The following is a 14,846-nucleotide window of genomic DNA, read 5'->3' on the forward strand; positions in this document are numbered from 1 at the left end:
GTTTGGAGGCCTTCACGGGGGTGTTGCGGGTTCCGCCGTTGCCGCCGCACTTGGTGCACGGCGTGATGGCGCGGCAGACGGAGCACACCATGGTGGGTTCACACGCGAGCCGTCCCCGGCCCGAGCAGTTCGCGCACGGGACTTTTCCGTTGCCGCAGGGGCAGGACTCCTCACGCACCGACCCGCGCTTCACGAGCTCGACGGTTTCGGGCACGCTCGGATCCGAGGGTGGGGCGAGCGGATACTCGTCCAGAACGTCGTAGACGGGCCGACCGGACACATCGAACACCCCGGGCTTGCTCTCCTTGCTCTCCGTGCGGGACTCCACGGACCGGGTGATGCGGCACTCGAGTACGGGGAGGTGAGTGATGCGGGCGACGCCCGCGATGCGCATGCGTTCCGCCTCACCCGGGCGGCCGAGGTGCAGGCCGATTGCTTCGAGGATGTCTTCGTCGGACGGTTCGTCTGTCACGGCGGCTCTCTCCCCCTGTGGCCTCCGTGCCCCGGACCGCGGGCAGGAGATGCTGTCGAACAGCCTCCAAGTGTGACGCACGGCAGGGCTCAGCAGTAGGGGACCTGCGTCATCGATTCACTCTCCAACTCGCCGCATACAAAGTCACGTTGACAAGCTGACAGGTCGTCAGTAGGTGTAGAGGCATGGGTAAAGTGGGCGTACGGCTGACCGTTCTTGTGGTCCTCGTGGCCGCAGTCCTCTATCCGAGCGGCACAACGTCCGCTGCCTCACCCGTCCCCGGTTCCCTCTGGTTCGACGACCAGGCCGCCGCTTCCTTCACGGTCCAGGACGGCCGCTTCGTCGACGGGCTCGGCCGCGAGGTCGTCCTGCGCGGATACAACGTCTCCGGCGAGACCAAGCTGGAGGAGAACAGAGGACTGCCCTTCGCCTCCGTGGCCGACGCCGAGAAGTCCGCGACGGCCCTGCGCGCACTCGGTGGCGGGAACGCCGTGCGCTTCCTGCTGTCGTGGGCGCACGCCGAACCCGTACGCGGCCAGGTCGACCGCGCCTATCTGGCCGCCGCCACCGCGCAGATGCAGGCCTTCCTCCGAGCAGGCATCCGGGTCTACCCGGACTTCCACCAGGACCTGTTCTCCCGGCACCTGTTCCACGAAGACAGCTGGTACACAGGCGACGGCGCCCCCAAGTGGGTCGTCGATGCGGGCGGTTACCCGCGAGAATTCTGCGGGATCTGTCCGTTCTGGGGACAGAACATCACCCAGAACCAGGCCGTGACCAAGGCCGCCCGCGACTTCTGGCACAACAAGGGCGGAATCCAGGACGCCTTCCTCGCGACGACGCAGACCACCATGGCGTACCTCGCCGAGCACCTCACCGCGGCCGAGTTCGCGGGCGTCGTCGGCTTCGACCCGTACAACGAACCGCATGCAGGCTCGTACGACTCCGGCCAGACCAGCCGCACCTGGGAGCGGGACATCCTCTGGCCCTTCTACGAGAAGTTCCGCGCGCGCATGGACGCGGCAGGATGGCGCGACAAGCCGGCATTCGTCGAGCCCAACCTCTTCTGGAACGCCAATCTCGACTTCCAGCGCCAGGAAGGCGGCCTCCTCGACGCCGGCCGGCTCGGCCCGCGCTACGTCTTCAACACCCACTTCTACGACCAGAAAGCGATCTCCGGCGTCTTCATGTGGGGCAAGGCGAAGGACGGCCAGTACGCGGGAGACTTCGGCACCATCCGCGACCGCGCCGCCGCCGCGCAGACCGCGGCCGTCGTCAGCGAATTCGGCCACCCGCTCAGCGGCACGGTCGCCGACAAGGCCCCGACCGTCGTCAAGGCGATGTACCAGGCACTCGACTCCGGGCTCCCCGGCGCGACGTGGTGGTCCCGGCCGCAGGACTCGGGCCCCGTCCTGTCCGGCACGCAATGGCAGTGGGACGTCTACAACGGCCGCCACCACGAACTCATGAACGGCAACCCCGACAAGGTGCTGACCGCGGGTGACGCGTGGAACGACGAGGACCTGTCGGCGGTCCGTCTCGACGACACGGGCACACCGGTCCTCCGCCAGGACGCCCGCCTGCTGGACCGCCTCTATCCGAGCGCCACGGCCGGACGCGCCGTAGCCTTCACGTACGAGGACCGCTCACGCGACGGCTCCACCACCCTCACCTGGAACCCGGTGCCGCAATCCCTGCCACGCGTCCGCGAACTCGTCGGCACCGGTCAGTACGGACTCCTGCTGTGGCGTTCGGACGGCACATCAGCCCCCACGGAACTGCACCTCCCGGCCTCCTTCGCAACGTCGACGACGACAGTCGTCTCCGACCTGGGCACGGTGCACGCACCCCCGCCCTACGCCGGCGGCACCCCGATCGCCGTGGCCCCCGAACCGGGCGGCACGGGCAGCCGCCGCCTCCTGCTCACCGCGCCGAGCACCGGTGGTGGCCTGCACTACGCTCTGATCACCAACGGGGCGACGGCGCCGTCCGACGACCTGCTGCGCGGCGCGCGCGAGGAGCTGGCGGGGTGGGCGGCGGGGCAGGGCTGAGGACCGGTCGGGCCGGCGCCTGCCTTCCCGGGGACGACCGAGGCGTCGCGCACCGTGTGACGATCTTGCCGTCCGGTGCGCTGGGACAAGTGTGACCCGCATTTCTCTGCGTTCCTGGCTCCTGCTTGCCGTCCCCATCGTGACGCTCCTGGTGGTCGCGGCGATGCTCATGAACCCGTCGGCGGCGTTGCCAGGGCGTACCGCGGGGGAGCGACCCGTCCCCGGTGAGCGGTTGAACGATGTCCCGATTCCCGGCGGGGGCACAGCCCAACTGTCGAAGTGCTGGGTGGATGACGGGCCTCGACCGCTGCCACGAGGAGAGGGAGAACGGGGCGATGTCCCGCAGATGGTGCTGACCGGTTGGGGTGTGTACGACCCCGGGCCGAAGCTGAAGGGCAGCCCGACCTTCACCGTTCACGTGGCCATCCACGCCGGCGACCGCCCGCTGATCCTCGACGCGCCCGTAGCCAAGGGTCGGGTCACCGTGGACCTCTACGGACCCCACGGGGAAGGCCGCCGGGTCAGCGTGCGTGGGCTCAGTGCGACTGTCGTCGACGGCAGCTATCAGGGCAAGCCCCTTGATGTCCCCCCGTCCGGCCGCTTCCGGATCGCTCCCGGCAAGGATTTGCGCCTCGACGTGGTTGTGCCCGCCGCGGCCATCTGTCCGGGCCGCACGATGCACGACGTGATCGACTGCACGCCGAAGGACACCAACAACGCCGACGACTGCCCGGTGGTGACCCTCACGCTGTCCGACCCGGCTATACGCGCGTACCGGGCCGCGGAGGTGGGCGGGGAAGAGGCCGGCCCATTCAGCGACCGGCTCGTCGCCGTCTCCCTGGAGCCGGACCTCCGGCAGATGTGAGGGCTGCCTGCCGCCAGCTAGCGCTCACCAGTCCCGAGAGTGCGGAGGGGATCCGGACAAGTCCAGGCCCTGCAGGCCCTCCTGGTCCGCAGGGGACAGCCCGCCGCATCCCGGTCATCAGCGGGCAGGGCCGGACGGGCGCCAGTTCTCGTGGGGTCGGCTTCTCCATCGGCGCCGCAGGCCGGTGGCCCCGCACACGCGGGGCGGCAGGAGTTGTCAGTCGCGGTCACGCCGGATCAGCGAGTTAGCCGTGACCGTCGTCATCACCTCGCGCGGGCGCATCGACGAGCAGTTGGGAGAGGTCGCCCAACTGGCCCCGCAGCACGAGTGGCTCAAGGCCATCCGACTGTGGTCGCGGTGTTGCTGTCGCGGGCGAGCGCCGTCGAGAGCGGTTCTGCGCCGGTGGCGGCGGTCACTCAGGCTCGCTGCGCCCCGCCTCAAGCGCCCGCCGCGTACCTCCAGAAGTCCCGCATCAGGGCCGGGAAGCTCGGTCCGGCCACCTCCAGTTGGCTGAGGACGATCGTGAGCGCGCCCGTCGACGGTGTGAGGTAGGCGGCCGTGCCGGTGCCGCCGACCCAGCCGTAGCGGCCCGGGACGTTCCAGGGCTCGAGGGGTTCGACGTCGACCGAGCCGCCGAAGCCCCAGCCCATGCCGTCCAGGAACAGGCCGCTCGCCTTGCGCTGAGGTGGGGTCAGGTGGTCGGTCGTCATCTGGTGTACCGATTCAGGGGTGAGCAGGCGGCGGCCGGCCGCGGTCCCGTCGGTGAGCAGCATCCCGTAGAAGGCGAAGCAGTCGTCGACGGTGGAGACCAGGCCGCCGGCGCCGGACGGGAAGGCAGGCGGCTTGCTCCACTGGCCGTCGGGGGCGTCGACGAGTTCGAGGCCGCCTGCCGGATCGGTCCGGTAGTAGCTGGTGAACCGATCGAGCTTGGCGGCCGGTACGGCGAATGCCGTGTCGGCCATGCCGAGCGGCTCGAAGATCCGTTCCGCGAGGAACTCGGGCAGTGGACGGCCGGAGGCCCTGGCGATCAGCACACCCTGGACGTCGGATGTGGTGTTGTACAGCCAGGCATCGCCCGGCTGGTGCAGCAGCGGGATGCGGGAGAGCCTTGCCATCCACTCGTCGGGCGGCGGCACGAGTTGAGGCTGCGGAGGCCCCTGCTTCAGCTCGCTGAACAGCGGCGCGACGGCCGGGAGCGAGAAGTCGGAGGGGAAGCCGTATCCGGCGCGGGAGGTGAGCAGATCGAGCACGGTGATCGGCCGCACCGCCGGGACCATGTCGTCGACGGGGCCGGTCGGGGTACGGACGACGCTCGGTGACGCCAGCTCCGGCAGCCACTGCCCGACAGGATCGTCCAGCGCGATCCGGCCGTCCTCGATCAGCATCATGACGGCTGCGGCGGTGATCGGCTTGGTGACCGACGCCATCCGGAAGATCGAATCCCTTGCCATCGGGGAGCTGCCGTCGGTGTCGACCGAGCCGACTGCCTCTACCTCGATCCGGTCGCCGTGGGCCACCAGGCCCACCGCTCCCGGCAGCGATCCGCTGCTGACGTGCTTGTCGAGGATGTCGTGCAGGTTGGTCATCGGTCCGCCTCCTCGCGCGTGTGCTCGGAACCCAGACTCCCGCCGCGGCGCCGAATCATCGGGCAGGGTTGGTCGAATCCCCCCGATCGGCCGACCGCCGTTCACCGGAAACTTCACCCAGGGGCGCTCGCCTTGGCCCCGAGTCCGATGGGAGCAGACACATGACACTCGACGCACCGTGCAGCTTCGATCAAGGCCGCAAGGACACGCTCGCACGGTTCGAGACCGATGTGGATGTCTGGGTCTCGACGGCGGACGGGACGGGCGTGCCGTGTCTCGTGCCGTTGTCGTTCCTCTGGGACGGCGAGACCTTCCTCCTCTCCACCGCACGTGCCAACCCCACCGCCCGCAACCTGCACGCCAACGGGCGGGCCCTGCCGGCCTTCGGGGCCACGCGGGACGTCGTGCTCGTGGAAGGCACCTCCACCACGGTGGAGGTCGCGGAGCTCGGTCCCGGGGAAGGGGACGCGTTCGTCGCCAGGACCGGCTTCGACCCGCGCGACATCCGGCCGCCCTAGCCGTACTTCCGCATCAGACCCCTCTGGATCCAGGCCTGGCGAGAGGTCAATGAGATTGCCGGGCGGGGAGCATAGGTCCCGGGCCCTTCGGGCCTAGGTCCCGGTCGCCGCTCCGAACGGCGGTCCGGGCGAGCCACCCGCCTACGCCCGTCGCCGCCCGCCGGCGAACAACGCCTGGCCCGCCTCGCGGGCGACCTCCAAAACGACCGGTGCCAGCTGCCCGAGGTCCATCGCCTGGGAGTCGCCGCTGAGCGAGAGCGCGGCGACGGCCGCGCCGCCTCCCCGCACTGGAGCAGCGACGCAGGAGATACCCGTCAACGATTCCTGGTGGTCCCAGGCGACACCGTGCCTGCGCCGGACCTGTGCCAGTGCGCCGTGCAGGCCGGGTACGGTGCGGATCGAGCGCGGTGTACGGACCGGCAGCCGTGCGCCGTACATGGCCTCGATGTGGTGCGGATCGAGCGTCGCCAGAAGGGCCTTGCCCACCGCCGTGGTGTGCGCGGGCAGGCGGCTGCCCAGCCGGGTGGGCAGGTTGGCGGCGAACCGTCCGCCGACCTTGTCCAGGAAGACCACCTCGCGCCCGTCCAATACGGCGAGATGTCCGACGAATCCCGTTCGCCGGCACAGCTCGTGCAGAAGCGGGCCGACGACGTCGCGGATCTCGCTGTGGCCGGCCGCGAGCCCGCCCAGCTCCAGCGTGCGCATACCGAGGCGATAGCCGCCGGCGGAGTGTGCGAGCCAGCGGAGCCGGATCATCTGGTCGAGTATGCGGTGCAGGGTCGAGCGCGGCAGGCCCGTGCGCTCGGTCAGCTCCAGCAGGGACAGCTTGGGAGTTCCGGAATCGAACGCGTCGAGGATGAGCGTCATCCGCTCGATCATCGTGTTCGGCGCCGGTGGCTGCGCCCGGGGCTGTGGCCTTGCCGGAGCCGTGGCGCACGGGCCTCCGCCGTGCCTGACGGAAGAGCTGCTCACATACGCGTCGGTTGTCACCGGGACCGTCACCTTCCACCTCCGCTTGGTGGTTGACGCTGGAACTGCCTGGCTAGTCGGTATCGCAGGTTTGTTGAAACAGGAAGAGGCAGGGCGGCCCTACGGTGGCGGACCCGGCGTCCGTCGCCGTGTCCCGGTGAGTGGGAGTGACGTGGTCGCCAGTCGAGATCAGCCCTGCTCGCCCGCGCCGCATTCGCGAGAGTCGTGGTGGTGACGCCGTCGAAGCCCCGCGGAGGACGTTCATGCCTGTGAAAGCGACCCCTTCGCTCCTGCCCTCGCTCAGGCGTGCGCTCGCCGCCACGGGCGCGGTCGTGCTGCTGGCGTGCCTTTCGCCGCCGGCCGTCGCAGCCGAACCGGGCGAGGAGGGCGGCTGCCCGGTGACGGCGGTCGCGCAGGGTGTCCAGGTGGTGGTCAGCGCGAGCGACAACGCGGCGTTGCAGGCTCCGTCGGGTGTCGGGGCGCCGGTCGCGCAGGCATGCGTCGACCACCGGGTCGAGGAATCGTACGGGTTCGCCTCCAACCCGTACCCGGGCGAGACGATCGTCTCGGCGCCCGCGCTGATCAACAGCCAGACCGGACAGTCGGTTCCCGGCTACCCGGCCTACGCGACCTCCCGCTACCCGTCCCCCCGGGAGGCCGAGAACGGACAGTACGGTCACACGCTCAGCTCACGCAGTGACAAGAACTCCACACGCGCGAACGCGCGAACGCGTCTGGGACAGGACGCCGCAGGTGCCGAGACCACCGCGCTCGCGAACGCGGCCGTGGATCCGGTGCGGCGGACGAGCAGTGCGTCGGCCACGGCCGACACCCAGCCGATGACCCTCAACGGCGTGCTGCGGCTGGGCCGGGTGCGCAGCGTCGCGACCGCGACGGTCGGCAAGGACGGGAAGCTCGTCCGCGCCTCACGGCTGAGCGTCGGCCGCACCGAGGTCGCAGGACAGGTCGTGGAGATCACGGAAGGCGGTGTGCGGGCCGTCGGCCAGGAGGGGCCGCTTCCGCAGAGCGATCCGGCGAAGGCGCTCGAGGCAGCGGGCGTACGGGTGCGGTACCTACGAGCGGAACACACCGAGCAGGGCGTCGTGTCGGCGGGCGTCGAGATCCTCGTACGGCAGCAGGACACACAGTCGGGCGCCGTCTACACCGTGCACTACACCTTCGGCCGTGCGTTCGCCGCGGCCGCCCCGGTCGAGCCGCCGCCCGGTGGCGGCGGGGACGTGCCACCTCTGGAGGCGCCACCCCCGGCCGCGGGCGTCGGCGACGCGGGGCCTCCCACGGAGCCACAGGACGCGGTGCCGGCCGAGGAGCCGCTGGCCGAGGAGCCCTCGGCACCGGGCGATGACGCCGCTGCCGCGCCGACGGTGCCTTCGCCCGCACGCCTGATCGGCAACCCGGTCGACATGGGGATGACCGGTCTCTATCTCGTCGTCGCGTTCGGAGCCGTGGCCACGTTCGCCTGCGGAACGCTGCTGCGCTTGTTGGGAGTGAGGACCCGATGGACATCATGACCTGGGCACGCAGCCAGTGGGACCGGCTGACAGCGGCAGCGACCGCCGTCGCCGGAGCCGTCGTGCTGATCATCGGCTGGCGCGGGGTGAGCGGGACCGCGTACGTCGCCGAGCAGGTGCCGTACGTCATCAGTGCGGGAATCGGCGGACTGTTCCTGCTCGGGATCTCCACCGCCCTGTGGCTGTCCGCCGACCTGCGCGACGAGTGGCGCAAGCTCGACCGCATCGAGCGGGCGATCAGGGCCGCCGATGGACTCGGTGCGGTCGAGGACGGCGCGGCCCCGGACGGCCGCGACCGCACCGTCGACCACGACCGCACCGTCCTGCTCCCGCCGGTCGGGGGCGCGTCGTGACAGGCGCGACGGGCCGCTCCACGCAAGCGGGCATGCGCACGGAACCGTGGCGGGACCGAGACGCCCTCGTGGTCTGCGGCACCACCCTGGCCGGGCTCGCGCTGCTCGTGATCGCGTGGTTCGGCGCCGGCGGAACGGCATCGACGGCACTGCAGACCGCGTGGCTGAACCTCGCCGTGGCGGGCTTCACGGTCTCGGCCATCGGCCAGTGCCTGTGGCTGCTACGGGCGCGGCGCGCTGTGGGAGAGCGGCGCATCGGGCTGATCTCCCTTGCGCCGCGGGAGGATCCGGAGGATGCGTACGAGCCGCTGCCGGTGCGCCGTGGCGCGCCGCGGCACTTGGTGCGGGCGACAGGCATGGTCAGGCTGCACCACCCGGACTGCCCGCTGGTGGCCGGCAAGGACGTGACCGTGGCTGCGCCCGAGGACGGCGAACTGTGCGGGATGTGTGCCGCATGAGCGAATGGCTGCCGTTCGTCGTCATCGGGATCACCACCGGTTCGGTCTACGGCCTGGCGGCGATGGGACTGGTCCTCACCTACAAGACGTCGGGCATCTTCAACTTCGCGCACGGGGCGATCGCCGCGGTGGCCGCCTACGCGTACTACGAGCTGCGTGTCGTGCGCGGACTGCCCTGGCCGGTGGCGCTGGCCATCGCCGTGGTCGTGGTGCCGCCGTGCATCGCACTGGTCATGGAGCGCGTCACCCGGAGCCTGGCGGGCGCCACCCCGACCATGAAGATCGTCGCCACCGTGGGTCTGCAACTGGCCGTCACGATGGCCCTGGTCGCCCACTACGGCGGCGCCGGACTGGACTTCCCCGGCTTCCTCCCCACCGGCACCGTCGAGGTGATCGGTGTGATCGTGGGTGCCGACCAGCTGATCTCCGCGACCGTGGCGGCGTTGGGCGCGCTCGGGTTCTTCGTGTTCTTCCGGGTCTCCCCGATGGGTGTGAGGATGCGGGCCGTCGTGGACGACCCGGAACTGCTGGAGCTGTGCGGCACCGGCGCGTTCGCGGTGCGGAGCCGGGCGTGGCTGATCGGATGCTGGTTCGCCGCGGTCTCCGGCGTACTGCTGGCCCCGCAGGTCGGGCTGGACGCCCTGCTGCTGACTCTGCTGGTCGTGCAGGCGTACGGGGCTGCGGCGGTGGGTCTGTTCTCCAGCCTGCCGCTGACCTACGCCGGCGGGCTGCTCGTCGGGGTGCTGGCGGCCGTGGCCACCAAGGCCGTGTCCGGCTCCGAGGTCCTGTCGGGGCTGCCGCCCGCGCTGCCGTTCCTGGTGCTGTTCGCCGTCCTGCTGCTGGCCGGCCGCGGCAAACTGGCCGAGATCGGTGGGCACCGTGCAGTGCCGCACTCGGGGCCGCCGGTGGGCAGGGCCGTCGCGCGAGCGCTGGCGGTGGCCGCGGTCGTGGCGGCGGCGGTGGTCCCGTTCGTCGTGGGCGCCAAGCTGCCGGTGTACTCCACGGCCCTGGTGTTCGTCCTGGTCTTCTCCTCGCTCCAGCTGCTGGTGCGCACCTCGGGCCAGGTGTCCTTGGCCCACGCCGCTCTGGTCGCGGTGGGCTCCTCGACGTTCTCGCACCTCGCGGTCGGGGCCGGGCTGCCCTGGCTGGTTGCCGTGCTGCTCGCGGGGGCGGCCGCCGTGCCGGTCGGTGTGCTGGTGGCCGTTCCCGCGATCCGGCTGTCCGGGCTGTATCTGGCCCTGGCCACCCTCGGTCTCGGCATTCTGCTCGAACGGGTCGTCTACGGCTCGGAGTTGATGTTCGGCACGACGAGTACGCTGCCCGCGACGCGTCCCGCCCTGTTCGCAGGGGACACCGCCTTCTACTACGTGCTGCTGGCCTTCGCCGTCGCCGTTTCGCTGCTGGTCGCGGCCGTCGGGCGGAGCAGGCTGGGGCGGCTGCTGCGCGCCCTGTCCGACTCGCCGACGACGCTGTCGACCCTCGGGCTCGGAGTGAACGTCACCCGCGTCACCGTGTTCGCCGTCTCGGCGTTCGTCGCAGGCGTCGCGGGGGCGCTCCACGCCTCCCAGGGGCAGTCCGCGACCGGGGTGCCGTTCGTCTCGTACGCCTCGCTGACCTGGCTGGCGCTCCTGGTGCTCTGCACCGGTCTGCGCGGGGCCGCACCGGTGGCCGCGGCGGTCCAGCTGGCGATCGTCCCTGCGTACGTCACCGACGCGACCGTCGTCGCATGGCTCCCGGTGGCCTTCGGCCTGGGCGCCCTCATCGTGGCCTTGCGTGAAGCCGGTGCGGCAGGGCGGCGGAGTACGGGGACGACAGCCTCCCCGCCCGTCAGCCGGGCCGCCGAACGCCTGGGCGTGCCGGGGCCCGCCGCACAGCGGCTGCGGGCGGCCGCGGCGAGGACCGTGCGCCGGGGTGAGCCTGTGCGCGTGCGGGTCGGTGCCGGTCCGGCGAAAGAGGTGTCCCGTTGAGCGGGGGCGGAGGCTTGCGCGTCGAGGGACTGACGATCCGGTTCGGCGGGAACACTGCGGTGAACGCGGTGTCCTTCGATGCGCCGCTCGGCCGGATCACCGGCCTGATAGGCCCCAACGGGGCGGGCAAGACCACCACGTTCAACGCCTGCTCCGGACTGCTGCGACCGTCGGCGGGCACGATCCGTCTCTTCGGGCAGGACGTCACCGGCCGGCCTCCCTCGGCCCGCGCCCGGCTCGGCCTCGGGCGGACCTTCCAGAAGATGGACCTCTTCGACTCGCTGACCGTGGAGCAGAACATCGCCCTCGGACTGGAAGCACGCCTCGCAGGCAGCCGTCCCGTCAGGCACCTGTGGTGCCCTCGGGCCGAGCGGAGAGCGGTGCGCGACGCCACCGAGGAGGTACTCGAGCTGTGCCGGCTCGGCGATCTCCGCCACGAGCCGACCGCCTCGCTGTCGACCGGGCAACGCCGACTGGTCGACCTGGGCCGGGTGCTGGCCGGCCGGTTCGAGCTGCTGCTGCTCGACGAGCCGTCGTCGGGTCTGGACACCGCGGAGACGGAACGGTTCGGCGCGATCGTCAAGCGGGTCGTGGCCGAACGGGGCTGCGGGGTGCTGCTGGTGGAGCACGACATGGCGCTCGTCATGTCCGTGTGTGAGCACCTCTGCGTCCTCGATTTCGGCGAGATGATCTTCGAAGGGGCCCCGGCCGAGGTACGGGCCAGCGAGACCGTGCGCGCCGCGTACCTGGGATCGGAGGCTGCATAGTGCTGGAACTGCAGGGCATCAGCGCCGGGTACGGGGACACGCCCGTACTGCGCGAGGTGTCGCTCCGCGTGCCGCCCCGCTCGGTGGTCGCGCTGCTGGGACCCAACGGCGCGGGAAAGACCACACTCCTCCGGGTCGCCTCGGGTCAACTCGCCCCCACCGCAGGACGGATACGCCTCGACGGCCGGGACCTGACCGGAAGACCTCCGCACATCCTGGCCCGGCAGGGGGTCTGCCATGTGCCCGAGGGGCGCGGCGTGTTCCCCCACCTGACCGTGCGGGACAACATCCTCGTCCAGGCCGCCGGCGGGGACGTGGACGAGGCGATCGACAGAGTGGTCACCGCCTTCCCGGTCCTGGGACACAAACTCGGCCAGGCCGCCGGTTCGCTGAGCGGCGGCCAGCAGCAGATGCTGGCGCTTGCCCGCGCCTACGTCACCGACCCCGCCTATGTCCTCCTCGACGAGGTGTCCATGGGCCTGGCCCCGGTGGTCGTGGACGAGATCTTCGGCTTCCTCGGCGAGTTGGCCGCCTCCGGATGCGCGCTGCTGCTCGTCGAGCAGTACGTCACCCGGGCACTCGAGCTGGCCGACTACGTCTACCTCATGAAACGAGGGCGGACCGACTTCGCGGGGGAGCCGGGCGAACTGGACGCCGCCCTGCTCATGGAGCAGTACCTGGGCGCACACACGTGATGGAGGAGACCATGACCCCGACCCGAACGCGCAGCGCGCCGGCAGCCATGGCGCTTCTGAGCCTGCTGAGCCTGGTACTGGCCGCCTGTGGCACCCGGCTCGACCACGACACCATCGTCCGGGCCGGTTCCGGCACCGGCGGCGGCCAGGCCGGAACCGGAGCGGCCACCGAGGACCTGACGGGAACCGACGGGACCGGTGAGGGCGGCCAGACCGCAGAGGGCACCACAGGAACTGCCGCCGGGGCGACGGGCGGCGGCACAGGCACATCGGGCCCGGACGGCAAGGGAAGCAGCGGCGGCACCGGAGGGAACGGCAAAGGAGGGGCAGGCGGCGTAGCTGCCCGCGGCGGTGCGCCCATCGTCATCGGCAGCGTCGGCACCCTTTCGGGGCCCGGTGGCGTCGCCTTCGCACAGGGACCGCGCGCCCTGCAGGCCTGGGCGGCGGCCACCAACGCAGCGGGCGGCATCAACGGCCGCACCGTCAAAGTGATCGTCATGGACGACGGGGCCGATGCGGCCAAGGGCCGCAGTCAGGTGCAGGAACTGGTCGAGAGGCACAACGTGGTCGCCATCGTCGCCGCAATGACGACCACGCACACCCTCGCCGCCTGGAAGGGCTACGTCGAGCAGAAGAAGGTCCCCGTCATCGGCGGCGACTGCTCGACCACCGCATGGACCAACAGCCCGGTCCTGTTCAGCCAGTGCGCCGCCACGAACTCCCAGATGGACGGGCTGGCGAAGATCGGCGCGACGCACGGGAAGGGCAAGAAGCTCGGCGGTCTCTTCTGCACCGAGAGCGACGCCTGCACACACGCCGAGGACCGTATGTTCGGCAGCGGCAGGGCGGCCGCCCGGTTCGGGCTCGATCCGGTCTATCGCGCGAAGATCACGCTGACCCAGCCCGATTACACCGCCGAGTGCCTCCAGGCGCGCAACGCCGGTGTGGAGCTGATGCTGGTCACCGGGGACCCGAACACCGTCGCCAGGGTGGCCTCGTCCTGCCGTCGGCAGAACTTCAGCCCCCAGTTCCTGCAGCCCTCGGCCACCGTGGGGGCGGACACCGCGGCCAAGCCCGGTCTGTCGGACGTGCTGGGCGCCATGGCGGTCTTTCCCTTCAAGGGTGTCTCTTCGCCCGCCTTCCGGGAGTTCGACGCCGCATGGAAGAAGTACGGCGGGAGGGCGCCAGGACCGTCGGCCGCCCAGGGGTGGGCGTCGGCGAAGGTCTTCGAGAAGGCGGCGCGCGGCGCGAGCGAGATCAGCAGGGCCGGACTGATCAAGGAGCTGTACACCTTCCGCGGTCAGCGTTTCGGCGGTCTGACCGTCCCGTTGACGTACGTGGCAGGCAAGGGCACCGCCGACACCCGCTGCGTCTTCTTCATGCGGGGCTCGGGCGGCCGGTGGACGGCACCCGGGGGCGCCGGGCCGGTGTGCTGGTGAGCCGCCGCCCGCAGTTCTGGTCCCGGGTGATGGCCGGCCTGGTGGCCGTCGGCGCGACGGGCGGCATGGCGACCGCCACCGTCTGGCAACTGGCGGCCGAGACACCGGCGGTCGCCACGCCCGCGGCGACGGACAGGGGAGGCGGCTCCCCACCGCTGTATCCGGAGCCGCCGCCGGCGATGCTGTACGTCCCCGAAACGCGTCCTGTTCCCTGGACGACCCGGTCCACGGCCAAGGGCGCCGGCCAGGGTGTCTTCGTACAGCCGCTTCTGCCGGCCGCTTACGGGATTCCGGCCCGGGTGCTGGCCGCCTACCGGGGCGCGGTGCGGGTGCTGGCCGACGCCCGGCCCGGGTGCGGCCTCGGCACTCCGCTGCTGGCGGCGATCGGCCGGGTGGAGTCCGGCCACGCCCGCGGCGGCGACCTCGACGCGACCGGCCGCACCCGCAGCCCGATCCTCGGCCCCCGGCTGGACGGGGGCCCCGGTGTCATGGCCATCCGCGACACCGACGGCGGTGCGTACGACGGCGACAGTGTGTGGGACCGTGCTGTCGGTCCGGCACAGTTCATCCCTTCCACCTGGCGCCGTTGGGGAGCCGACGGCAACGGTGACGGGGCGGCCGATCCGCACCAGTTGGACGACGCATGGCTGGCCGCCGGGCGCTATTTGTGCGCGGCAGGGGGCGACCTGCGCGACGCCGACGGGCTGCGGCGAGCGGTCCTTGCGTACAACCATTCCGAGGACTACCTGCACCTGGTGCTCAGCTGGATGCGCGTCTACTCCGGCCATATCGCGGCGAGCGCGGCAGTCAACGGTTCCGACGGTGCGTCATCTCGGCGGCAGGACGGGCCCGGGGCGAAGCCGAAGGGCCGGCCGTCCGAGGGTGGTTCGCCGTCCACGTCCCCGGCACCTACCCGACCGCCGGCCGGCGAGCGCCCGTCCGACCCCACCGACCCGTCCGGACCACCCGAACCGCCAGGACCGTCCGGACCGCCGCGGCCGAGCCCGTCTCCGGGGCGGCCACTGCCCGTCCCCCCTGTGCCGCTCGCTCCTCCGGCGGGGTCGGACCTCGGCGGGCTCGAGGATCCGTGATCGCAGGTCCTGTCGTGTACATGCTGTTGATGGGGTACTTTCCCTCCGCCTCCCCCCACGTTCGGGCATCGTTCGGCGAGTCAGCG

13 protein-coding genes are annotated in these 14,846 nt (G+C 71.4%); 11 read left to right on the forward strand and 2 right to left on the reverse strand.

The window, feature by feature from the left end:
* Positions 1–657 precede the first annotated feature (657 nt).
* Both ACWCXB_RS31370 and ACWCXB_RS31375 read left to right on the forward strand, forming a co-directional pair.
* On the forward strand, positions 658–2,523 hold the full coding sequence (locus ACWCXB_RS31370; protein ID WP_450727154.1) for a cellulase family glycosylhydrolase: 1,866 nt from the start codon (positions 658–660) through the stop codon (positions 2,521–2,523).
* 346 nt (positions 2,524–2,869) lie between these two features.
* On the forward strand, positions 2,870–3,388 hold the full coding sequence (locus ACWCXB_RS31375) for a hypothetical protein (protein WP_450727155.1): 519 nt from the start codon (positions 2,870–2,872) through the stop codon (positions 3,386–3,388).
* Between the two features lie 437 nt (positions 3,389–3,825).
* Here ACWCXB_RS31375 and ACWCXB_RS31380 read toward each other — a convergent pair whose 3' ends face one another.
* Complete coding sequence (locus ACWCXB_RS31380; protein ID WP_450727156.1) at positions 3,826–4,974, reverse strand: serine hydrolase domain-containing protein; 1,149 nt, start codon at positions 4,972–4,974, stop codon at positions 3,826–3,828.
* 161 nt (positions 4,975–5,135) lie between these two features.
* Between ACWCXB_RS31380 and ACWCXB_RS31385 the strand changes: the two genes are divergently transcribed.
* Positions 5,136–5,492 carry a pyridoxamine 5'-phosphate oxidase family protein gene (locus ACWCXB_RS31385; protein WP_450727157.1) on the forward strand — a complete coding sequence of 119 codons (357 nt, stop codon included), beginning with the start codon at positions 5,136–5,138 and terminating at the stop codon, positions 5,490–5,492.
* A 141-nt stretch (positions 5,493–5,633) separates the two neighbouring features.
* On the opposite strand, the gene ACWCXB_RS31390 is transcribed toward ACWCXB_RS31385, so the two are convergent.
* Positions 5,634–6,359 carry an IclR family transcriptional regulator gene (locus ACWCXB_RS31390; protein WP_450727158.1) on the reverse strand — a complete coding sequence of 242 codons (726 nt, stop codon included), beginning with the start codon at positions 6,357–6,359 and terminating at the stop codon, positions 5,634–5,636.
* Between the two features lie 365 nt (positions 6,360–6,724).
* Between ACWCXB_RS31390 and ACWCXB_RS31395 the strand changes: the two genes are divergently transcribed.
* Genes ACWCXB_RS31395 through ACWCXB_RS31430 form a run of 8 tightly spaced genes read left to right on the forward strand, consistent with a single transcriptional unit; the run spans position 6,725 to position 14,760 of the window.
* Complete coding sequence (locus ACWCXB_RS31395; protein WP_450727159.1) at positions 6,725–7,990, forward strand: hypothetical protein; 1,266 nt, start codon at positions 6,725–6,727, stop codon at positions 7,988–7,990.
* Positions 7,978–8,343: a hypothetical protein gene (locus ACWCXB_RS31400; RefSeq protein ID WP_450727160.1), complete on the forward strand. Its 366-nt coding sequence runs from the start codon at positions 7,978–7,980 to the stop codon at positions 8,341–8,343. The genes ACWCXB_RS31395 and ACWCXB_RS31400 overlap by 13 nt, the downstream gene beginning before the upstream one ends.
* A gap of 32 nt (positions 8,344–8,375) precedes the next feature.
* The gene (locus ACWCXB_RS31405; RefSeq protein WP_450727161.1) at positions 8,376–8,801 is read left to right on the forward strand and encodes a hypothetical protein; all 426 of its coding nucleotides are present in this window, start codon (positions 8,376–8,378) and stop codon (positions 8,799–8,801) included.
* A complete protein-coding gene (locus tag ACWCXB_RS31410; RefSeq protein WP_450727162.1) occupies positions 8,798–10,768 on the forward strand; it encodes a branched-chain amino acid ABC transporter permease in 1,971 nt (656 codons plus the stop codon). The genes ACWCXB_RS31405 and ACWCXB_RS31410 overlap by 4 nt, the downstream gene beginning before the upstream one ends.
* Before the next feature lie 14 nt (positions 10,769–10,782).
* Positions 10,783–11,535 carry an ABC transporter ATP-binding protein gene (locus ACWCXB_RS31415; protein ID WP_450727163.1) on the forward strand — a complete coding sequence of 251 codons (753 nt, stop codon included), beginning with the start codon at positions 10,783–10,785 and terminating at the stop codon, positions 11,533–11,535.
* A complete protein-coding gene (locus ACWCXB_RS31420; RefSeq protein ID WP_450727164.1) occupies positions 11,535–12,230 on the forward strand; it encodes an ABC transporter ATP-binding protein in 696 nt (231 codons plus the stop codon). Before ACWCXB_RS31415 ends, ACWCXB_RS31420 begins: the two co-directional genes overlap by 1 nt.
* Positions 12,231–12,241: 11 nt before the next feature.
* Complete coding sequence (locus tag ACWCXB_RS31425) at positions 12,242–13,669, forward strand: ABC transporter substrate-binding protein (RefSeq protein WP_450727165.1); 1,428 nt, start codon at positions 12,242–12,244, stop codon at positions 13,667–13,669.
* Positions 13,666–14,760, forward strand: coding sequence for a lytic transglycosylase domain-containing protein (locus ACWCXB_RS31430; RefSeq protein ID WP_450727166.1), 1,095 nt, complete (start codon positions 13,666–13,668; stop codon positions 14,758–14,760). Before ACWCXB_RS31425 ends, ACWCXB_RS31430 begins: the two co-directional genes overlap by 4 nt.
* Positions 14,761–14,846: the final 86 nt, after the last annotated feature.

The organism is Streptomyces sp. NPDC001514, from assembly GCF_053597075.1.

Bases quoted from the DNA above. Each gene is read 5' to 3' on its own strand.
- ACWCXB_RS31375 (WP_450727155.1), top strand. From the start codon at position 2,870: ATGGTGCTGACCGGTTGGGGTGTGTACGACCCCGGGCCGAAGCTGAAG.
- ACWCXB_RS31395 (WP_450727159.1), top strand. From the start codon at position 6,725: ATGCCTGTGAAAGCGACCCCTTCGCTCCTGCCCTCGCTCAGGCGTGCG.
- ACWCXB_RS31410 (WP_450727162.1), top strand. From the start codon at position 8,798: ATGAGCGAATGGCTGCCGTTCGTCGTCATCGGGATCACCACCGGTTCG.
- ACWCXB_RS31390 (WP_450727158.1), bottom strand. From the start codon at position 6,359: ATGACGCTCATCCTCGACGCGTTCGATTCCGGAACTCCCAAGCTGTCC.
- ACWCXB_RS31400 (WP_450727160.1), top strand. From the start codon at position 7,978: ATGGACATCATGACCTGGGCACGCAGCCAGTGGGACCGGCTGACAGCG.
- ACWCXB_RS31380 (WP_450727156.1), bottom strand. From the start codon at position 4,974: ATGACCAACCTGCACGACATCCTCGACAAGCACGTCAGCAGCGGATCG.
- ACWCXB_RS31405 (WP_450727161.1), top strand. From the start codon at position 8,376: ATGCGCACGGAACCGTGGCGGGACCGAGACGCCCTCGTGGTCTGCGGC.
- ACWCXB_RS31385 (WP_450727157.1), top strand. From the start codon at position 5,136: ATGACACTCGACGCACCGTGCAGCTTCGATCAAGGCCGCAAGGACACG.
- ACWCXB_RS31370 (WP_450727154.1), top strand. From the start codon at position 658: ATGGGTAAAGTGGGCGTACGGCTGACCGTTCTTGTGGTCCTCGTGGCC.
- ACWCXB_RS31425 (WP_450727165.1), top strand. From the start codon at position 12,242: ATGACCCCGACCCGAACGCGCAGCGCGCCGGCAGCCATGGCGCTTCTG.